This window comes from Streptococcus sp. VT 162 (assembly GCA_000688775.2).
Taxonomy (GTDB): Bacteria; Bacillota; Bacilli; order Lactobacillales; family Streptococcaceae; genus Streptococcus.
In genome coordinates, this window is the sequence record CP007628.2 from 239,408 (window position 1) to 259,885 (window position 20,478).

At 41.7% G+C, this 20,478-nt stretch carries 17 protein-coding genes, 1 tRNA gene and 1 other annotated feature; of the genes, 15 read left to right on the forward strand and 3 right to left on the reverse strand.

Features of this window, described 5'->3' with window-relative positions:
* Window positions 1–132: 132 nt before the first annotated feature.
* Window positions 133–203: transfer RNA gene (locus tag V470_01240), tRNA-Cys, on the reverse strand.
* A 298-nt stretch (window positions 204–501) separates the two neighbouring features.
* On the opposite strand from V470_01240, the gene V470_01245 reads away from it, so the two are divergent.
* The 5 genes from V470_01245 to V470_01265 all read left to right on the forward strand — a co-directional run bounded on the left by V470_01245 (window position 502) and on the right by V470_01265 (window position 6,986).
* Window positions 502–2,481 (forward strand): peptide ABC transporter ATP-binding protein, encoded by a 1,980-nt coding sequence (locus V470_01245; protein AHZ47078.1) that lies wholly within the window; start codon window positions 502–504, stop codon window positions 2,479–2,481.
* A 66-nt stretch (window positions 2,482–2,547) separates the two neighbouring features.
* Entirely contained in the window at window positions 2,548–4,044 is a 1,497-nt protein-coding gene (locus V470_01250; GenBank protein AHZ47079.1) for a peptide ABC transporter permease, read from the forward strand.
* Complete coding sequence (locus tag V470_01255) at window positions 4,044–4,970, forward strand: peptide ABC transporter permease (protein ID AHZ47080.1); 927 nt, start codon at window positions 4,044–4,046, stop codon at window positions 4,968–4,970. The genes V470_01250 and V470_01255 overlap by 1 nt, the downstream gene beginning before the upstream one ends.
* An 8-nt stretch (window positions 4,971–4,978) precedes the next feature.
* Entirely contained in the window at window positions 4,979–6,046 is a 1,068-nt protein-coding gene (locus tag V470_01260) for an oligopeptide transport ATP-binding protein AmiE (protein ID AHZ47081.1), read from the forward strand.
* 10 nt (window positions 6,047–6,056) lie between these two features.
* Window positions 6,057–6,986 (forward strand): peptide ABC transporter ATP-binding protein, encoded by a 930-nt coding sequence (locus V470_01265; protein AHZ47082.1) that lies wholly within the window; start codon window positions 6,057–6,059, stop codon window positions 6,984–6,986.
* 89 nt (window positions 6,987–7,075) lie between these two features.
* On the opposite strand, the gene V470_01270 is transcribed toward V470_01265, so the two are convergent.
* Together V470_01270 and V470_01275 are read right to left on the reverse strand one after the other, a co-directional pair.
* Complete coding sequence (locus tag V470_01270; protein ID AHZ47083.1) at window positions 7,076–8,515, reverse strand: Trk system potassium transporter TrkH; 1,440 nt, start codon at window positions 8,513–8,515, stop codon at window positions 7,076–7,078.
* Window positions 8,516–8,518: 3 nt separating this feature from the next.
* Window positions 8,519–9,868, reverse strand: coding sequence for a potassium transporter TrkA (locus V470_01275; protein ID AHZ47084.1), 1,350 nt, complete (start codon window positions 9,866–9,868; stop codon window positions 8,519–8,521).
* Window positions 9,869–10,269: 401 nt separating this feature from the next.
* Between V470_01275 and V470_01280 the strand changes: the two genes are divergently transcribed.
* The 10 genes from V470_01280 (at window position 10,270) to V470_01330 (ending at window position 20,136) form a co-directional block, all read left to right on the forward strand.
* Window positions 10,270–10,773: an RNA methyltransferase gene (locus V470_01280; protein AHZ47085.1), complete on the forward strand. Its 504-nt coding sequence runs from the start codon at window positions 10,270–10,272 to the stop codon at window positions 10,771–10,773.
* Between the two features lie 46 nt (window positions 10,774–10,819).
* Window positions 10,820–11,026: a binding site (FMN riboswitch), on the forward strand.
* Between the two features lie 159 nt (window positions 11,027–11,185).
* Window positions 11,186–11,749 (forward strand): membrane protein, encoded by a 564-nt coding sequence (locus V470_01285; GenBank protein AHZ47086.1) that lies wholly within the window; start codon window positions 11,186–11,188, stop codon window positions 11,747–11,749.
* Window positions 11,739–12,389, forward strand: a complete 651-nt coding sequence (locus V470_01290; GenBank protein AHZ47087.2) for a phosphatase — start codon at window positions 11,739–11,741, stop codon at window positions 12,387–12,389. The genes V470_01285 and V470_01290 overlap by 11 nt, the downstream gene beginning before the upstream one ends.
* Window positions 12,390–12,416: 27 nt before the next feature.
* The gene (locus tag V470_01295) at window positions 12,417–12,836 is read left to right on the forward strand and encodes a chromosome partitioning protein ParB (protein ID AHZ47088.1); all 420 of its coding nucleotides are present in this window, start codon (window positions 12,417–12,419) and stop codon (window positions 12,834–12,836) included.
* A gap of 311 nt (window positions 12,837–13,147) precedes the next feature.
* Window positions 13,148–14,194: a phenylalanine--tRNA ligase gene (gene pheS / locus V470_01305; protein AHZ47089.1), complete on the forward strand. Its 1,047-nt coding sequence runs from the start codon at window positions 13,148–13,150 to the stop codon at window positions 14,192–14,194.
* Between the two features lie 129 nt (window positions 14,195–14,323).
* A complete protein-coding gene (locus V470_01310) occupies window positions 14,324–16,729 on the forward strand; it encodes a phenylalanyl-tRNA synthase subunit beta (GenBank protein ID AHZ47090.1) in 2,406 nt (801 codons plus the stop codon).
* A 249-nt stretch (window positions 16,730–16,978) separates the two neighbouring features.
* On the forward strand, window positions 16,979–17,872 hold the full coding sequence (locus V470_01315; GenBank protein ID AHZ47091.1) for a sodium ABC transporter ATP-binding protein: 894 nt from the start codon (window positions 16,979–16,981) through the stop codon (window positions 17,870–17,872).
* Complete coding sequence (locus V470_01320) at window positions 17,869–19,068, forward strand: sodium ABC transporter permease (protein AHZ47092.1); 1,200 nt, start codon at window positions 17,869–17,871, stop codon at window positions 19,066–19,068. Before V470_01315 ends, V470_01320 begins: the two co-directional genes overlap by 4 nt.
* A gap of 210 nt (window positions 19,069–19,278) precedes the next feature.
* Window positions 19,279–19,725, forward strand: a complete 447-nt coding sequence (locus V470_01325) for a 50S ribosomal protein L13 (GenBank protein AHZ47093.1) — start codon at window positions 19,279–19,281, stop codon at window positions 19,723–19,725.
* 18 nt (window positions 19,726–19,743) lie between these two features.
* Entirely contained in the window at window positions 19,744–20,136 is a 393-nt protein-coding gene (locus V470_01330; protein AHZ47094.1) for a 30S ribosomal protein S9, read from the forward strand.
* The last annotated feature ends 342 nt before the right edge of the window (window positions 20,137–20,478 follow it).

Genomic DNA, 20,478 nt, shown 5'->3' on the forward strand with positions numbered 1-20,478 from the left:
CAGTGACTTGAGTCACTGCTTTTTGTAAATCTAGATGGTAGGTTCAGTTATACCCCATTTATTAGGAATAATAAAAAAGCCCGGTTTTACGAGCTTTTCATTTGGTTAATTCCTGTTAATTCAGGTACTGAAAGGCGGTAGACGGATTTGAACCGACGATCAAGCTTTTGCAGAGCCGTGCCTTACCACTTGGCTATACCGCCTCAACGTTTATTATTATACCTTGAAAATCATTTCCCGTCAATAGTTTCTTATTCTAAAATCCAATTTAAGAAAACAGATGATGATTGAGGAAGTGAGAAAAATCTTGTAAAAATCCCGTTCTAAAGAGGGTCAGACTAGAAAATATTTCTTGCAGAAACAAACAAAGAATGTAGAAATTTTGACAAATAGAAGTTTTTTGAGGAAATGCGCCTAAATATTCTGAAAATTCGTTTACTTTTTAAAAAATATATGTTATAATTTCCAATAAGCCTAAATTTTTCAAGAGGAGTTAAAAACATGAAAAAAAGTAGAGTATTTGTTGCAGCAGGAGTTGCTTTATTAGCGGCAGGAGTACTAGCTGCTTGTGGTTCTTCAAAATCATCTGATTCAACAGCGCCAAAAAATTATGGCTATGTTTATTCAGCTGACCCAGAAACGTTGGATTACCTCATTTCAGGGAAACAAAGTACTAAGATTGCCACTTCAAATGGTATCGATGGTCTCTTCACAAACGACAAGTATGGGAATCTAGTCCCTGCAGTTGCAGAAGACTGGTCCGTTTCAAAAGACGGTTTGACTTATACCTACAAGATTCGTAAAGGTGTTAAATGGATGACATCAGATGGTGAAGAGTATGCTGAAGTAACAGCCAAAGACTTTGTAAATGGCTTGAAACACGCAGCTGATAAAAAATCAGAAGCAATTTACCTAGCAGAAAATTCTGTTAAAGGATTGTCTGATTATTTAGCAGGTAATACAAAAGACTTTTCTTCAGTAGGTGTGAAAGCAGTTGATGATTATACTCTTGAGTATACTTTGAACCAACCAGAACCATACTGGAACTCTAAGATGGCCTACGCAATCTTCTGGCCATTGAACGAAGAATTTGAAAAATCAAAAGGATCTGACTTTGCTAAAGCGACTGACCCTACATCATTGCTTTACAATGGTCCGTTCTTACTGAAAGGTTTGACTGCTAAGTCTTCTATTGAGTTCGCTAAGAATGAAAATTACTGGGACAAAGATAATGTTCACATTGATAAAGTAACCCTTGCTTACTATGATGGTTCAGACCAAGAGTCAATTGAACGTAACTTTACAAGTGGAGCTTATAGCTATGCCCGTCTTTATCCAACAAGTTCAAACTACTCTAAAGTAGAAGAAACCTACAAGGAAAATATCTTCTACACCCCATCAGGACCTGGTATTGGTGGTTTGGGTGTGAATATTGACCGCCAAGGTTACAAATACACTTCTAAGACAACTGACGAAGAGAAGACTTCTACTAAGAAAGCCCTTCTTAACAAGGACTTCCGTCAAGCCTTGAACTTTGCCTTTGACCGTACGTCTTATTCAGCTCAAGTAAATGGTAAAGAAGGTGCTCCTCGTGCCGTTCGTAACCTCTTTGTAAAACCTGACTTTGTCTCTGCAGGTGAAAAAACTTTTGGTGACTTGGTAACTGAAAAGATGGCTGCTTACGGTGATGAGTGGAAGAATGTAAACTTTGCGGATGGTCAAGATGGACTCTTCAACGCCGATAAAGCTAAAGCTGAATTTGCCAAAGCCAAAACAGCATTGGAAGCAGAAGGTGTAAAATTCCCTATCCATTTGGATGTTCCAGTAGACCAAACAGCTAAAAACTATATCGCACGTATTCAATCCTTCAAACAATCCGTTGAAACAGTGCTTGGAGAGGGCAATGTAGTCATCGATATCCAACAAGTTTCTAAAGATGAGTTTAATAATATTACCTACTATGCGGCGAATGCAGCAGCAGAAGACTGGGATCTCTCAGGTGCCGTTGGATGGAACCCTGACTATGAAGATCCATCAACTTACCTTGATATCTTGAAGACAACGAATGCTGAACAAACAAAAACATACATGGGTTACGAAGGTGCAGATAATGCTGCAGCAGCTCAAGTTGGTTTGAAAGAATACGATAAGCTAGTTGATGAAGCTGCTAAAGAAACCAACGACTTGAATGTTCGTTATGAAAAATACGCGGCTGCTCAAGCTTGGTTGACAGATAGCTCACTCATCTTGCCAGCTATGTCATCAACTGGTGCTGCACCATTCATTTCTCGTGTTGTACCATTCACAGCATCATACAGCCAATCTGGAGATAAGGGCTCAGACGTATACTTCAAGTATATTCAGTTACAAGACAAGGTTGTAACAAAAGCTGACTATGAACAAGCTCGTGAAAAATGGCTCAAAGAGAAAAAAGAATCAAACGAAAAAGTTCAAAAAGAATTGGCTAATCACGTTAAATAAATAACTCTCAAGAGAACTTTCTCTCCATGAGGAGAAGGTTCTTTTGGGATTTTAAAAGGAAACGATATGAAGAAATATATTTTTATGCGTGTATTACGTTCATTGTTGTCCATTTTCTTGGTGACAACCTTGACCTACACAATTATCTATACGATGGTTCCTCGAAAATTGATTTTCAAGCAGGATACCAACTATAACAAGATTGCAACGACGCCGGACAAGCGGGATAATTATGAAAATACCGTTTATGAACGGATGGGCTATATCGAGTACTACGATACCAAAGAGTTGCAAGAAAGAGCGAGCACAATGGACTCATCTGTAACAGTGGATGCCAATGATACCAATAAGGCAATCTACGAAAAATACATCAACCAACTAGGAAATGGTTGGACACTTGGTGTGTTCTCAGAAAGTGGTCAATTCTATGCTACGCGTGAAATTCCAATTTTTGAACGTGTTTTCAAATTCTATTCCAACTTGATTGATATTGATCATCCAAACAAGATTCAAGATCCTGAAAATCCAAACTTGCAACGTTATCTTCGTTTTGAAAATGACCCTGCTATCGGTTGGTCATTGGTTGGTTCAGGTACAAAACACAAATACCTTTTGTATTTCAACAATCAATTCCCATTTGTACACCAAAACTTTGTGAACATTAACTTGGGGGACTCTTACCCAACTTATGCAAACACACCAGTGCTTCAAGTTATCACACAAGGTCAGGGACAAACTAAGACATCAGAAGTTCAATTCCCTACAGGTAAAAAGACTTCGTCTGTAGATATTTACTCTCGTACCTACAAATCTCCAAGTCAAGCAGATGCGCGTGAAGTAGCCAACTATGGTAAAGATGATCCATATACAGCTACAGAAAGCAATTATCAATACCCATCAATGATCGCAAGCTCAGCGGTTGCTGGTTTGATTGGTTTGATTATTTCGTATGCGATTGCGATTCCACTTGGATCTGCTATGGCTCGCCACAAGAATACTTGGATTGATAGCTTCTCGACAGGTGCTCTAACCTTCTTGCTTGCCCTTCCAACGATTGCCTTGGTTTACATCGTGCGTTTGATTGGATCATCAATTGGTCTGCCTGACTCATTCCCTATCTTGGGGGCTGGAGATTGGCGTTCTTATGTCTTACCAGCAGTTATTCTAGGTTTGTTGGGTGCGCCAAGTACAGCTATCTGGATTCGTCGTTACATGATCGACTTGCAATCTCAGGACTTCGTTCGTTTTGCTCGTGCAAAAGGTTTGTCTGAAAAAGAAATTTCAAATAAACACATCTTTAAAAATGCCATGGTTCCTTTGGTTTCAGGTATTCCTGGTGCCGTAATCGGGGTTATCGGTGGTGCAACATTGACAGAAACAGTCTTCGCTTTCCCAGGTATGGGTAAAATGTTGATTGACTCTGTTAAGGCATCAAACAACTCAATGGTAGTTGGTCTTGTCTTCATCTTCACGTGTATTTCTATCTTCTCACTCTTTGTAGGAGATATCTGGATGACCATGCTTGACCCACGTATTAAATTGACAGAGAAAGGAGGCAAATAATGTCAACAATTGATAAAGAAAAATTTCAGTTCGTAAAACGTGACGATTTTGCCTCTGAAACAATTGATGCTCCTGCCTATTCATACTGGGGTTCTGTATTTAGACAATTTCTAAAGAAAAAATCAACCGTCTTTATGCTAGGAATTTTGGTTGCCATTATCTTGATGAGCTTTATTTACCCAATGTTCTCCGATTTTGATTTCAACGATGTAAGTAAGGTCAATGACTTTAGTGCTCGTTTTATCAAGCCCAATGCTGAACATTGGTTTGGTACAGATAGCAATGGTAAATCCTTGTTTGATGGGGTTTGGTTTGGTGCGCGTAATTCAATTCTTATCTCTGTAATTGCCACTTTTATCAACCTTGTAATTGGGGTTATTGTTGGTGGAATCTGGGGAATTTCAAAATCTGTAGACCGTGTCATGATGGAAGTTTATAACATTATTTCAAACATTCCATCTCTCTTGATTGTCATTGTCTTGACTTACTCAATCGGTGCTGGTTTTTGGAATCTGATTTTTGCCATGAGTGTGACAACTTGGATTGGGATTGCTTATATGATTCGTATCCAAATCATGCGTTACCGTGACTTGGAATACAACCTTGCTTCTCAAACACTTGGAACGCCAACCTTTAAAATCATCGTTAAAAACATCATGCCACAATTGGTATCTGTTATTGTTTCTACAATGACCTTGATGTTGCCAAGCTTCATCTCTTATGAAGCCTTCCTTTCCTTCTTTGGATTGGGATTGCCTGTAACAGTGCCAAGTTTGGGACGTTTGATCTCAGATTACTCACAAAACGTTACGACCAACGCTTACTTATTCTGGATTCCGTTGACAACCTTGATCTTGGTATCCCTATCTCTTTTCGTTGTTGGTCAAAACCTAGCGGATGCTAGTGATCCACGTACACATAGATAGGAGTAGACATGATAAAAGGAAAAGATGTAATTTTGACTGCTCGTGATATTGTCGTGGAATTTGACGTTCGTGACAAAGTTCTGACGGCTATCCGAGGAGTTTCTCTAGACTTGATTGAAGGAGAAGTTCTGGCCTTGGTAGGTGAGTCCGGTTCTGGTAAATCTGTTTTAACAAAAACCTTTACAGGGATGTTAGAAGACAATGGACGTATTGCCCAAGGAAGCATCGACTATCGTGGACAAGACTTGACCGCTCTAACTTCTAACAAGGAATGGGAGAAGATTCGTGGTGCTAAAATTGCGACTATCTTCCAAGACCCTATGACAAGTTTGGACCCAATCAATACAATCGGTAGCCAAATCACTGAAGTTATCATTAAACACCAAGGGAAAACAGCTAAGGAAGCCAAAGAGATGGCAATCGACTATATGAACAAGGTCGGAATCCCAGATGCTGAAAAACGTTTTGAAGAGTATCCTTTCCAATATTCTGGAGGGATGCGCCAACGTATCGTTATTGCGATTGCCCTTGCCTGTCGTCCAGATATCTTGATCTGTGACGAGCCAACAACGGCCCTTGACGTTACCATTCAAGCGCAAATCATTGATTTGCTTAAAACCTTGCAAAATGAGTACCACTTTACCATTATCTTTATCACCCATGACCTTGGTGTGGTAGCAAGTATTGCCGATAAGGTAGCGGTTATGTATGCTGGTGAAATTGTAGAATACGGAACTGTTGAGGAAGTCTTCTACGATCCACGTCATCCATATACTTGGAGTCTCTTGTCTAGCTTGCCTCAGCTTGCTGATGATAAAGGGGAATTGTACTCTATCCCAGGAACACCACCGTCTCTTTATACTGAGTTGAAAGGTGATGCCTTTGCCCTTCGGTCAGATTATGCGATGCAAATTGACTTTGAACAGAAAGCACCTCAGTTTTCAGTCACTGATACCCACTGGGCTAAGACTTGGTTGCTTCATGAGAATGCTCCTAAAGTTGAAAAACCTGGAGTCATTGCAGATTTGCATGACAAGATTCGTGATAAAATGGGCTTTGCTCATCTAGAAGACTAGGAGGAAGGAAATGTCTGAAAAATTAGTAGAAATTAAAGATTTAGAAATTTCCTTCGGTGAAGGAAGTAAGAAGTTTGTTGCGGTTAAAAACGCCAACTTCTTTATCAACAAGGGAGAAACCTTCTCTCTTGTTGGTGAGTCTGGTAGCGGGAAAACAACGATTGGTCGTGCCATTATTGGTCTAAATAATACTAGTAAAGGTGAGATCATCTTTGATGGTCATAAGATTAATGGGAAAAAATCTCATAAGGAATCATCAGACTTGATCCGTCGCATCCAGATGATTTTCCAGGACCCTGCAGCGAGCTTGAATGAGCGTGCAACAGTTGACTATATCATCTCTGAAGGTCTTTACAACTACCACTTGTTCAAAGACGAAGAAGATAGAAAAGAAAAAGTTCAAAAGATGATTCATGAAGTTGGACTTTTGAAAGAACACTTGACCCGTTATCCACACGAGTTTTCTGGTGGTCAACGCCAGCGTATCGGGATTGCCCGTGCCCTTGTGATGGAACCTGATTTCGTTATTGCGGATGAGCCAATTTCAGCCTTGGACGTATCAGTGCGTGCGCAAGTCTTGAACTTGCTCAAGAAGTTCCAAAAAGAGTTGGGCTTGACTTATCTCTTCATCGCGCATGACTTGTCAGTTGTTCGCTTTATCTCAGATCGTATCGCGGTTATCTATAAGGGAGTTATCGTCGAAGTGGCGGAGACAGAGGAGTTGTTTAACAATCCTGTCCACCCATACACTCAAGCGCTTCTATCTGCTGTACCGATTCCAGATCCAATCCTGGAACGCAAGAAGGTCTTGAAAGTTTACGATCCTGACCAACATGACTATGAGACAGATAAGCCATCTATGGTAGAAATTCGTCCAGGTCACTATGTTTGGGCCAATCAAGCAGAACTTGCTCGTTACAAGAAATCTCTTAAAGAATAAACAAATTAGGAGAGGACCGAAAGGTCTTCTCATTTTTTATAGAAAAATTTCCCCTTCTACTAGCTTGTAAAAGGGGAATTGTATTATCATTAGCGTTTAGACCAAGTGCGTTTCATAAAGAGTAGCAAAATTGGGTAAATCTCTAAGCGACCTGCAATCATTGCAAAGGAGAGGAGGATTTTAGAGATGGGACTAAAGATGGAAAAACTCGAGGTTGTACCTAGAATAGGTCCGATATTGTTAAAACAGCTGAAGACCGCACTGGTCACGACTAGAAAATCATTGCTATCAAGACTGACGATAAAGATGAGAGAGAGAATAATCATCATATAGATAGCAAAATATTTAAGAATCTTGTGCTGGGTATCCTTATCAATCACAGTTTTATTGACGTGTAGAGTCAAAACACGGTGAGGGGATAAAGTGGACAAAATCTGATTTTTTGCGATTTTAGAGAGGATAAGTCCTCTGATCACCTTAAGACCACCTGCAGTTGAGCCAGCTGATCCACCGATTCCCATGAGGAAGAGGAGGATAAATTGGGAGAAGAGGGGCCAGTTGGTAATATCTCCGTAACCAAAACCTGTTGTCGTGATGATATTGGAAACTTGGAAGAAGGCCATTTCAACACTTTTAGAGACCCCTTGGTAGAGGTGGAGTGTATTAAGAGTAATCAAGCCTGTAGAAACTAGGACAATGATGATATATGCTCGTAGTTCTTCATCTCCAAAGAAAGCCTTAACCCGACGGAGCATGAGGTAGTAGTAGAGATTGAAGTTAACCCCAAACACCAACACTCCGATACTAACTAGATAGGTGATGAGTGAGCTACCGTAGTGGGCAATTCCGTCGTTATAGACGGTAAAGCCCCCAGTTCCTGCTGTACCCATAGCGATGACAAAACTATCATAGAGAGGCATGCCTGCTAGATAGTAGATAACCACAAAAAGGGAGAAGAGAGCCAGATAAAGTAGATAGAGAATCTGGGCAGTGTTTTTTAGCTTGGATACGACCTTGCCAAAGACGGGTCCAGGGACCTCAGCCTTCATCACCTCCAAGTGACTATTCTTGGCATTGTCCATAATGGCAAGTGCAAAGACGAGTACCCCCATCCCTCCGATCAAGTGGGTGAAACTTCGCCAGAAGAGGAGGGAACGAGTGAGGACGGAAACATCATTCAGGATAGTTGCTCCTGTAGTCGTAAATCCGGAACTGATTTCAAAGAAGGCATCGATGACGCTGGGGATTTGTCCTGAAAAGACAAAGGGGAGGCCACCAAAGAAAGACCATAGAATCCAACAGAGAGCAACAATTAAGACCCCTTCCTTGGCATAAATCCGCTGATTTTTCGGTTTCCGTAAAACGCCTAGGCCACCGAGAAGGACTAAAATTCCAATCGTAGAAAAGAGAGCGATAAATACTTGACTGGATTCTTGGTAATAGATCGCTACACTAACAGGAACTAGGAGAAGAACAGCCTCAATCAAGAGAAGCTTTGAGAGGAGGTAACGAATCATACTTTTATTCATTTTTTACCTCTCAATCAAATCATAAATTTTGGTGATATTTGGCAATAAGGTCGTCACGAGTAACTTGTCTCCCACCTCAAGCATATCCTCTCCAGTAGGGAAGATTGTTTTTCCTTTTCGGATAATGGCTGCGATGAGAACCCCTTTTTTCAATTTCAACTGTGATAGAGGTTTGGCAGTCATTTTATTAGCTTCCTTGATTTGGAATTGGAGAGTTTCAATTTGACCGTTTGCGAGATGGTGCATGGCTTGAAGGTCTGAATACTGAGCGTTTACTCGACCACGGATAAAGTGCATAATGGTATCCACTGCGATGCTTTTTGGTGTGATGATACTCGAAAAATCAGGCGCGTGGATAATCTCTAAAAGGCTTGTTCGGTTGACCTTGGTGATATTCTTATGGACACCAACTCGGTCAAGAAACATTGAGGTGATGATATTTTCCTCATCAACCCCAGTCAAGGTTGCGACTGCATCATAGTGGGGAGCACTTTCTTCCAGCAAAATGTCTTTTGTAGTTCCATCTCCTTGGACAATATAGAGATTGGGAAACTTTTCACTGAAGAAACGAGCTCTTTCAGGATTGATCTCGATGACCTTGGTATCAATGCGACTGTCTTTTAAAATGCCGAGTAGATAATAAGCAATCTTTCCAGCTCCGACGATAAGCAAGCTTTTCACTGCACGAGATTTAAAATAGTTATGGAAAAGCATCATATCTACACGATTTCCCGTAACAAAAATCCTATCCTTGTCTTGGATAGTAACATCACCACTTGGAATCATCAGTTGATGATCTCTCTCCATAGCACAGACGATAACATTACCAAATTTTTTACGGAAATCTGAGATTGGCATTTGACAAAGACCGCTAGAATCCTTGACAACAAACTCCATGAGACTGACCCGGCCTCCAGCAAATCGTTCGACAGAGAGGGCATTAGGGAAATCAATGATATTTGAGATCGCACGCGCTGCCAGGAGTTCTGGGTTAACGATAAGTGAGAATCCAAGAATATTTTTCTCTTTAAAATAGGCATTAGAGTATTCAGGATTTCGTACCCGAACGATGGTTTCTTTAGCGCCCATTTTTTTAGCAAGTACCGCTGAAATCATATTCACTTCATCGTGTTCGGTTAGGGCGATAAAGATATCGCACTCTTGAACACCGGCTTGCTCCAAGATGGCGAAGTCAGCACCATTTCCAAGGAGACCTATGATATCATAGCGACTGACAATGTGATTGAGGACAGCCTCATCTTGTTCGATGAGGACAACGTCATGGTTTTCTGCAACCAGTGAACGACAGAGGGCGAAACCAACTTTCCCTCCACCAACAAGGACAATTTTCATATAAAAAACCTACTTTTTCATGATGTAACTATCATACCCTTTTTTAGCAAAAAATGCACTTGCTAAGCCGATTTTTAGGGGAAGAAAGGCCTTTTTCAAGTTTTTGAAGCTACATTTGTTTAACTTCTATGACAATGTCTCTGATTTGAAGTGATTTGGCTCTTTTACTATACCTTTTCAGAAAGGGAATGACCAAACATGAAAATATCATCAAAAAAAGTAAAAAAATCAAGTCGTTTCTATTGACAATGATTCTGAAAGTGTTATACTAAGAAAGTAGTTTCGCTGATTTACTTCAAACCTGTTGTGAGGTAAGTTAACGATGCCTTAACCACGCTGTTTGCTGAGCTTGACTCCGGGCAGTGTGGCTATTTTTTTGCAATGATAAAAGGAAACCCGTAATGACAAATCACATTGTATTATTTGAACCTCAGATTCCACAAAATACAGGTAACATTGCGCGTACTTGCGCTGCGACCAATTCTCCCCTTCACATCATCAAACCGATGGGATTTCCGATTGATGATCGCAAGATGAAGCGGGCTGGTTTGGACTACTGGGATAAGTTAGAGATTTATTTTTATGACAGTTTGGAAGATTTCATGTTTCGAATGAAGGGCAAAATCTATCTGATTTCAAAATTTGCGGAAAAGGTCTATTCTGAAGCAGATTTATCGACGGATGAGGACCATTATTTTCTCTTTGGACGTGAAGACAAGGGTTTGCCTGAGGACTTTATGAGAGAACATCCTGAGAAAGCACTCCGTATTCCTATGAATGATGAACATGTCCGCAGTCTCAATGTGTCTAATACCGTCTGCATGATTGTTTATGAAGCACTCCGTCAGCAAAATTTTGCAGGTCTTGAGCTTGTTCACACCTATGAAGCAGATAAATTGAAATAATCAAAATGCTTGCACTTGCAAGCGTTTTTTGTTATGATAAAGGGGTCTTCAGGGCTGGGTGAGATTCCCGACCGGCGGTAAATTTGACTAGCTATTTTAGCTTTCTCGTCGTTGTCTTGTCTCGATATACTTTAAGTATTATCTTCGACTGCGACGCCTAGATAAATCTAAAATATCTTGGCCAAATAAGTCCGCGAGCGCAAGCTGATGTGGTGCGATTCCACAACCGACAGTATAGTCTGGATGGGAGAAGACGAAAGAATAGCTTTGTCTGTTCTGATGAGTTTATAGATAAATTGCAACCGCTTGCTCAAAAGAGTGAGGGGGAACTTTTGGGATATAAAAAGTGAGAATAGATAGAGGGATCCTTTCCAACTTCTTCTGATTTTATAGAAAATTGGAGGAACCTGTTATGACAAACACACGTCGACTTTCGACCATTGCGATTTTATCAGCCATTTCATTTGTGCTGATGTACTTTGACTTTCCGCTCTTGCCAGCGGCGACCTTCCTCAAGATCGAGTTTAGTATCTTGCCAGTCCTTGTGGGCTTGGCGGTGATGGATTTGCCTGCTGCTCTAGGGATTCTCTTGCTGCGATCACTCTTGAAGTTGCTTCTCAATAGCCAGGGAGTGAATACTTACATTGGGTTGCCAATGAATATTGTAGCCTTGGGAGTTTTTGTTATCGCTTTTGGTTTGATTTGGAAAAAGGAACGCAGCACCCTTCGTTTCCTACTAGCATCTCTAGCGGGAACGGTCGGCTTGACTGCGGCTATGTTGATTCTCAACTATGTCTATGCTGTTCCTTTGTACGCGCAGTTTGCCAACTTTGATATTGGAAAAATTTTGGGACTTTCCAACTACCTAATGACCATGGTTTTACCTTTTAACTTGATTGAGGGTATCATCTTTGCCGTTTCATTCTGGTTGTTGTACGTCCTCTTGAAACCAACCTTAAAACATTATGAGAGATAAGCAAACATTTTTAATGAAGGGCAGTTTTGCCCTTTTACTTTTCGTCCTTCTTGGCTATATGGTCAAGTTTTACCCTGAAATGCTGGTCGGTTTTGACCAACCGCTTCAGACTACTATTCGTGGGGACTTGCCAGATTATTTGACAGTTTTGTTCCGAGCCCTCACACGCCTGATCGATATCCCAGTGATTATCACCTGGGTTGCCATTGCAGCCGTTATCTTTTATCGTAAGCAGTGGAAGATAGAAAGCTACTTCATGGCGGGCAATCTAGCCTTAGCCGGTCTTTTGATTGTGACCTTTAAAAATATTTACCAGCGCCCACGACCAGCTATCTTACACTTGGTAGAGGAGAAGGGATTTTCCTTCCCAAGCGGGCATTCTCTGGCAGTGACGCTGATGGTAGGGACTTTGATTGTCATTCTCAGTCAACGGATTAAAGATCCGGTTTGGAGAAAAATTGTGCAAATCGTCCTTGGGGTCTACCTAGTCAGTGTGCTGCTATCTCGGGTCTATCTGGGAGTTCACTATCCATCAGATGTTCTTGCCAGTTTCTGTGTGGGCTTGGGAGTCTTGTTTATCGAATTTCCTTTCTATGACAAGCTTCGCTTCCAATGGCGATTTAAAGGCAAGCAGAAGTGAGCATCAAATTCCTTTGAGGAAAAAGAAATGAAAGTCAATATAACAGATCTCCATCCGACTCAACTATACTTATCAGAAAAGAAGTTACAAGATATCCAGATGCTTTATCAGTCGGTAGAAATAATCAATGTTGCTCCAATCAGTGTTCTTGCATTCGGAGACTGCTTGTTGATTACAGACGGGCATCACAGGGCTTATCAGGCTTTATTGGCAGGTAGGGATACGATTTCTGCTGAGTGGGATAGAGATGGTGGCGATGAACTGTATTATCTCTATGCGCAAGCTTGTGAGGAAAGAAAGATTTACTCTGTTCTGGATTTAAAAAATCATATCGTATCTCAAGATGAGTATGAAGCAAAATGGTATAACTGGTGTGATGGTTTTAATCAAGCAGCAACTCTTTTATTGAAAAGGAAAGCAGGTGAAACAGATCCTACAAATAGGTAATGCATTGTGTCTTGTTCCTTTTTATATTGAAATTAGTCTAATCTAACTTGTTTTTTAACTAAAAATCTGATAAACTAAGTAGTAATTGAATAGAAATCCGCAAGACTAGTAACTCAAGGGAAGTATATCAGGGAGGAGAGCCGTGACTGCAAGCTCTCTATATGAAAGCTGGGTGAATTCACTTGCGCATGGATTTAGAAATGAAGGTCTGACTTGTCAGATGAAAACGGATGGTACCGCGTGTCAACGCTCCGAGTGGAGTTTTTGGCATGTGGTTTTCTTTTTATCTACGAGAGACTGATGGAGGAATTATGTCAACTATTGAAGAACAATTAAAAGCGCTTCGCGAAGAAACGCTGGCTAGCTTGAAGCAGATTACTGCTGAAAATGAAAAAGAGATGCAAGATTTGCGTGTCTCTGTCCTTGGTAAAAAAGGGTCGCTTACGGAAATCCTCAAAGGGATGAAAGATGTCTCTGCTGAGATGCGTCCAATCATCGGGAAACATGTTAATGAAGCGCGTGATGTCTTGACAGCGGCCTTTGAAGAAACAGCTAAGCTCTTGGAAGAAAAGAAAGTTGCAGCTCAACTAGCAAGCGAGAGCATTGATGTGACACTTCCAGGTCGCCCAGTTGCGACTGGTCACCGTCACGTTTTGACACAAACCAGTGAAGAAATCGAAGATATTTTCATTGGGATGGGTTACCAAGTCGTGGATGGTTTTGAAGTGGAGCAAGACTACTATAACTTCGAGCGTATGAACCTTCCAAAAGACCATCCAGCACGTGATATGCAGGACACTTTCTACATCACAGAAGAAATCTTACTCCGTACTCACACGTCTCCAGTTCAGGCCCGTGCGATGGATGCTCATGATTTTTCAAAAGGTCCTTTGAAGATGATCTCACCAGGACGTGTGTTCCGTCGTGATACGGACGATGCAACCCATAGTCACCAATTCCACCAAATCGAAGGATTGGTTGTTGGGAAAAACATCTCTATGGCAGACCTTCAAGGAACGCTTCAGTTGATCGTCCAAAAAATGTTTGGTGAAGAGCGTCAGATCCGTTTGCGTCCATCTTATTTCCCATTCACAGAGCCATCTGTTGAGGTGGATGTTTCTTGCTTCAAGTGTGGTGGAGAAGGATGTAACGTATGTAAGAAAACAGGTTGGATCGAGATTATGGGTGCCGGTATGGTTCACCCACGTGTCCTTGAAATGAGTGGAATCGATGCGACTGTTTACTCTGGATTTGCCTTTGGTCTTGGACAAGAACGTGTCGCTATGCTCCGTTACGGAATTAACGATATCCGTGGATTCTACCAAGGAGATGTCCGCTTCTCAGAACAGTTTAAATAAGATTGAAACCTGAAACACAGTCCTATACAGTCCTAGTCATTTTCTCTCGATGAGAATAGTAAGGACTGACTCGAAGAAAAAGAAAGGAATTGAAAAGGTCTTACTTGGTGGGATCTTACAATCAGAATTATGCTTGTATCTTATAAATGGTTAAAAGAATTGGTGGACATTGATATGCCATCACAAGAGTTGGCTGAGAAAATGTCAACTACAGGGATCGAGGTCGAAGGTGTCGAATCACCGGCTGCTGGTCTCTCAAAAATTGTCGTCGGTGAGGTTTTGTCTTGCGAAGATGTGCCAGAAACACACTTGCATGTCTGTCAGGTTAACGTTGGCGAAGAAGAAGCCCGTCAGATTGTTTGTGGTGCCCCAAATGTACGTGCTGGGATTAAGGTCATGGTGGCTCTTCCAGGAGCTCGTATTGCTGACAATTACAAGATTAAAAAAGGGAAAATCCGTGGCTTGGAGTCACTTGGAATGATTTGTTCCCTTGGTGAATTGGGAATTTCTGACTCGGTTGTACCGAAGGAATTCGCAGATGGTATTCAAATCTTGCCAGAAGATGCAGTACCAGGTGAGGAAGTCTTCTCATATCTAGACTTGGATGACGAAATCATCGAACTTTCTATCACGCCAAACCGTGCAGACGCTCTTTCTATGCGTGGAGTAGCGCACGAAGTAGCAGCCATCTATGACAAGGCCGTTAACTTTAAAGCATTTACCTTAACAGAAACAAATGAAGTTGCAGCAGACGCTCTTTCTGTAGGGATTGAAACAGACAAGGCACCATACTATGCAGCCCGTATCTTGGACAATGTGACCATCGCACCAAGTCCGCAATGGTTGCAAAACCTTCTTATGAACGAAGGGATTCGTCCGATTAACAATGTCGTAGACGTAACCAACTACATCTTGCTTTACTTTGGTCAACCGATGCATGCCTTTGACTTGGATACCTTTGAAGGGACTGAAATCCGTGTGCGTGAAGCGCGTGCTGGTGAAAAATTGGTGACCTTGGATGGTGAAGAGCGTGACTTGGAAACAAATGACTTAGTCATCACTGTCGCAGACAAGCCAGTAGCCCTTGCAGGTGTTATGGGTGGTCAAGCAACAGAAATCTCTGAAAATTCTAGTCGTGTTGTCCTTGAAGCTGCTGTCTTCAATGGCAAATCCATCCGCAAGACTAGTGGTCGCCTTAACCTACGCTCTGAATCCTCTTCTCGCTTTGAAAAAGGCATCAATGTGGCAACTGTTAACGAAGCCCTTGATGCGGCAGCTAGCCTGATTGCGGAACTTGCAGGTGCGACTGTGCGTAAGGGTATCGTTTCGGCAGGCCAGCTTGATACTTCTGATGTGGAAGTTTCTTCTACTCTTGCAGACGTTAACCGCGTCCTTGGTACGGAGCTTTCCTATGCTGATGTGGAAGATGTCTTCCGTCGTCTTGGCTTTGGCCTTTCTGGAAATGCAGATAGCTTTACAGTCAGCGTACCTCGTCGTCGTTGGGATATCACCATCGAAGCGGACCTCTTTGAAGAAATCGCTCGTATCTATGGTTATGATCGCTTGCCAACTAGTCTTCCAAAAGACGACGGTACAGCTGGTGAATTGACTGCGACACAAAAATTGCGCCGTCAAGTTCGTACGATCGCTGAAGGAGCTGGTTTGACAGAAATCATCACCTACGCTCTGACAACTCCTGAAAAAGCAGTTGAGTTTACAGCTCAACCAAGTAACCTTACAGAACTCATGTGGCCAATGACAGTGGACCGTTCTGTCCTCCGTCAAAATATGGTCTCAGGTATCCTTGATACGGTGGCCTATAACGTGGCTCGTAAGAACAAAAACTTGGCTCTTTACGAGATTGGAAAAGTCTTTGAACAAACAGGCAATCCAAAAGAAGAATTACCAAACGAAATCAACAGTTTTGCCTTTGCCTTGACAGGCTTGGTTGCAGAAAAAGATTTCCAAACGGCAGCAGTTCCAGTTGATTTCTTCTATGCTAAGGGAATCCTTGAAGCGCTCTTTGATCGTTTGGGACTTGAAGTGACTTATACAGCAACAGCTGAGATTGCAAGTCTCCACCCAGGACGTACGGCCGTGATTTCACTCGGCGACCAAGTTCTTGGTTTCCTTGGCCAAGTGCATCCGGTCACTGCCAAGGCTTACGATATTCCAGAAACGTATGTAGCGGAGCTCAACCTTTCAGCCATTGAAGCAGCGCTTCAGCCAGCTGCTCCATTTGTGGAAATCACCAAATTCCCAGCAGTCAGCCGTGACGTGGCTCTACTCCTCAAGGCAGAAGTCTCTCACCAAGAAGTTGTAGACGCTATCCAAGCTGCAGGCGTGAAACGTTTGACAGATATCAAACTCTTTGACGTCTTCTCAGGCGAAAAACTGGGAGTTGGCATGAAGTCAATGGCCTATAGCTTGACCTTCCAAAATCCAGAAGATAGCTTGACAGACGAAGAAGTCGCACGCTATATGGAAAAAATCCAAGCATCACTCGAAGAAAAAGTGAATGCAGAAGTACGTTAACTCATCAATCCATCCTTCGGGGTGGATTTTTAGTTTCAAAAGGACAGTTCAGAAGAGAAAAGCGATAGTTGAGGAGGAAGCCATCTCAGAAAGTCTTTAATGAGTTATACTAAAGATATCACTGAAGCACTTAAAATTTATTAGAGAAAGGATACTTTTGCCACTTATAATCCGATAAAATGGACATAAATCGTTGTAAAGGCTATCAAAAAGGAGTATAATAAGTGCAACATATCTCGGAGGTGGAAAATGTTAGAAGTAAGAAATCTAGAGAAAAGTTTCGGTCCCAAGCAAGTCTTGTTTGGTGTCGATTTTCAGGCAAGTCCAGGAAGGATTCTAGGCTTGGTCGGGAAGAATGGTGCTGGGAAAACAACGATTTTCCACAGTATGTTGAAATTTTTAGAGTATCAAGGAGAGATCAGTCTGGATGGGAAGGAGATTCGTCAGGAAACCTACGCTCGGATTGGCTATCTGCCTGAGGAACGCAGCCTCATGCCCAAGTTGACAGTCCTTGAGCAAGTTCGCTATTTGGCGACTCTAAAGGGCATGGATGCTAAGGAAGTCAAGGAAAAACTCCCTCAATGGATGGAGAAATTGGAAGTGAAGGGCAAATTGACCGACAAAATCAAGAGTCTCTCAAAAGGGAATCAGCAGAAAATTCAGCTGATTATCACCCTAATCCATGAGCCAGACTTGATTATTTTGGATGAGCCTTTTAGTGGTCTGGATCCAGTCAATACCGAGTTGCTCAAGCAGGTCATCTTAAAAGAAAAAGAGCGTGGTGCAACCATTATCTTTTCTGACCATGTCATGACCAACGTTGAGGAACTTTGCGATGATATTCTCATGATTCGTGATGGGCGTGTGGTCTTGCATGGACCAGTTCAGGATGTTCGCAATCAATACGGGAAAACACGTCTCTTTGTTTCAAGTGAACGAAGCAAGGAAGAACTGGAAAAACTTCCTCACGTCAAACAGGTGAGCTTGACCAAGCAAGGAAGTTGGAAATTGATCCTCGATGACGAGAGCGCTGGAAGGGAACTCTTCCCAATCCTCACTCAAGGTCAATATATTGCGACCTTTGACCAACAAGCTCCAACAATCGATGAAATCTTTAAACTAGAATCAGGGGTGGAAGTATGAGAAATATGTGGGTTGTAATGAAGGAAACCTATCTTCGACATGTCAAGTCGTGGAGTTTCTTCTTTATGGTGATTTCGCCGTTCCTCTTTTTAGCCTTATCTGTAGGAATCGGCTATCTCCAAGGGTCTTCTATGGCCAAGAATAGCAAGATAGCAGTAGTAACAACTGTGCCATCTGTGGAAGAAGGGCTCAAGGGTACCAATGGTATCAACTTTGATTATAAGGATGAAGCCAGTGCTCAAGCTGCTATCAAGGATGAGAAAATCAAGGGTTATCTAACCATTGACCAAGAGGACAGCGTCCTCAAGGCCGTCTATCACGGTGAAACTTCTCTTGAAACAGGCATCAAGCTAGCAGTAACCAATAAACTCAATGAGCTTCAATACCAACTCAATCGCTCGGCGGCTAATTTGTCTCAAGAACAGGAAAAACGTCTGAGTCAAACTGTTGATTTTACTGAGAAGATTGATGAATCTAAGGAAAACAAAAAAATTGTTCAAACCATTGCAGCCGCAGGGCTTGGTTTCTTCCTTTATATGATTTTGATTACTTATGCTAGTGTCACTGCTCAGGAAGTGGCTAGCGAGAAAGGAACCAAAATCATGGAGGTGGTCTTCTCTAGTATCCGAGCTAGTCATTATTTCTACGCTCGCATGCTGGCTCTGCTTCTTGTGATTTTGACTCATATTGGCATTTACGTCGTGGGTGGACTGGCTGCTATTCTGCTCTTTAAAGACATCCCTATCTTGGCACAATCTGGAATTTTAAATCATCTAGGAGAGGCCTTCTCGCTCAATACCTTATTGTTTGTCTTGGTTAGTCTCTTTATGTACGTTGTTTTAGCAGCCTTCCTAGGATCTATGGTTTCTCGCCCTGAGGATTCAGGAAAAGCCTTGTCGCCATTGATGATCTTGATTATAGCAGGATTTGTCGGTGTGACCTCTCTAGGTGCTGCTGGGGACAATTTAGTTCTGAAAATTGGGTCTTATATTCCTTTCATCTCGACCTTCTTTATGCCGTTTAGAGCTATAAATGGGTATGCAAGTGGTCTAGAAGCTTGGATTTCGCTTGCCATAACGGTTGTCTTTGCAGTCACTGCAACTGCCTTTATCGGACGCATGTATGCTAGTCTAGTCCTACAAACGGATGATTTGGGAATCTGGAAAACCTTTAAACGTGCCTTAGCTTATAAATAGGAGAGCCTCGCAAAAGCGAGGTTTTTCTAGATGTTAAACACTGAAATCGGCAAAAATATTTTTCATATCTATTGACTTTTAGTAGTAAAATTTGGTATGATAGTAGACGGTATTGTTTACCCCATTTGTAAGGCCCCGGAACCTTTCAAATACCCCGCGGACCGGAACATCCGCCCTGTAAACAAAAACGATATTCATATAGGAGAAATCATGAACAAAACTACATTCATGGCTAAACCAGGCCAAGTAGAACGCAAATGGTACGTTGTTGACGCAACTGATGTACCTCTTGGACGCCTTTCAGCAGTTGTTGCTAGCGTACTTCGCGGAAAAAACAAACCAACATTCACACCACACACTGATACAGGTGACTTCGTAATCGTTATCAATGCTGAAAAAGTTAAATTGACTGGTAAAAAAGCAACTGATAAGATCTACTACACTCACTCAAACCACCCAGGTGGATTGAAACAAATCTCTGCTGGTGAACTTCGTTCTAAAAATGCAGTACGTTTGATCGAAAAATCAGTTAAAGGTATGCTTCCACACAATACTCTTGGTCGCGCTCAAGGTATGAAATTGAAAGTATTCGTTGGAGCTGAGCACACTCACGCTGCACAACAACCAGAAGTTCTTGATATTTCAGGACTTATCTAAGGAAAGGAACAATAAAGTATGTCACAAGCACAATATGCAGGTACTGGACGTCGTAAAAACGCTGTTGCACGCGTTCGCCTTGTTCCAGGAACTGGTAAAATCACTGTTAACAAAAAAGATGTTGAAGAGTACATCCCACACGCTGACCTTCGTCTTGTTATCAACCAACCATTCGCAGTTACTTCAACTGTAGGTTCATACGACGTTTTCGTTAACGTTGTAGGTGGTGGATACGCTGGTCAATCAGGAGCTATCCGTCACGGTATCGCTCGTGCCCTTCTTCAAGTAGACCCAGACTTCCGTGATTCATTGAAACGCGCAGGACTTCTTACACGTGACTCACGTAAAGTTGAACGTAAGAAGCCAGGTCTTAAGAAAGCTCGTAAAGCATCACAATTTAGTAAACGTTAATTCGGAAGAATTACTATACTTACAGAGAGCACCTTTCGAGGTGTTCTTTTTTTATACTTTCTTACTAAATTGGTGCAATTGACACAGTTGTTGCGACTTTAGTCGCTTACAAATGTGGCTGCGATCTGACAAAGTCAGTTGCCTCAAAACGTTAATCAACACGATACTATCAACGTTTCAAAGCACTCGCAGATTTGCCTTATGGGTGCTTTTTCGTGTTTTTTGAAATAGCTCTTCATATCGTTATTGAAATCCTTTAAATCATTAGGAATCTTAATAAGAACAGACAGATTACGATTTCCTGAATTTATTTTTAGTGGATTTTTTGCAAAAAATATTTTC

Coding starts and splice junctions, on each gene's coding strand:
- V470_01245 (AHZ47078.1), top strand. CDS start 502: ATGAAAAAAAGTAGAGTATTTGTTGCAGCAGGAGTTGCTTTATTAGCG.
- V470_01270 (AHZ47083.1), bottom strand. CDS start 8,515: ATGAATAAAAGTATGATTCGTTACCTCCTCTCAAAGCTTCTCTTGATT.
- V470_01295 (AHZ47088.1), top strand. CDS start 12,417: ATGAAAGTCAATATAACAGATCTCCATCCGACTCAACTATACTTATCA.
- V470_01260 (AHZ47081.1), top strand. CDS start 4,979: ATGATAAAAGGAAAAGATGTAATTTTGACTGCTCGTGATATTGTCGTG.
- V470_01290 (AHZ47087.2), top strand. CDS start 11,739: ATGAGAGATAAGCAAACATTTTTAATGAAGGGCAGTTTTGCCCTTTTA.
- V470_01265 (AHZ47082.1), top strand. CDS start 6,057: ATGTCTGAAAAATTAGTAGAAATTAAAGATTTAGAAATTTCCTTCGGT.
- V470_01325 (AHZ47093.1), top strand. CDS start 19,279: ATGAACAAAACTACATTCATGGCTAAACCAGGCCAAGTAGAACGCAAA.
- V470_01250 (AHZ47079.1), top strand. CDS start 2,548: ATGAAGAAATATATTTTTATGCGTGTATTACGTTCATTGTTGTCCATT.
- V470_01315 (AHZ47091.1), top strand. CDS start 16,979: ATGTTAGAAGTAAGAAATCTAGAGAAAAGTTTCGGTCCCAAGCAAGTC.
- V470_01275 (AHZ47084.1), bottom strand. CDS start 9,868: ATGAAAATTGTCCTTGTTGGTGGAGGGAAAGTTGGTTTCGCCCTCTGT.
- V470_01255 (AHZ47080.1), top strand. CDS start 4,044: ATGTCAACAATTGATAAAGAAAAATTTCAGTTCGTAAAACGTGACGAT.
- pheS (AHZ47089.1), top strand. CDS start 13,148: ATGTCAACTATTGAAGAACAATTAAAAGCGCTTCGCGAAGAAACGCTG.
- V470_01320 (AHZ47092.1), top strand. CDS start 17,869: ATGAGAAATATGTGGGTTGTAATGAAGGAAACCTATCTTCGACATGTC.
- V470_01310 (AHZ47090.1), top strand. CDS start 14,324: ATGCTTGTATCTTATAAATGGTTAAAAGAATTGGTGGACATTGATATG.
- V470_01280 (AHZ47085.1), top strand. CDS start 10,270: ATGACAAATCACATTGTATTATTTGAACCTCAGATTCCACAAAATACA.
- V470_01330 (AHZ47094.1), top strand. CDS start 19,744: ATGTCACAAGCACAATATGCAGGTACTGGACGTCGTAAAAACGCTGTT.
- V470_01285 (AHZ47086.1), top strand. CDS start 11,186: ATGACAAACACACGTCGACTTTCGACCATTGCGATTTTATCAGCCATT.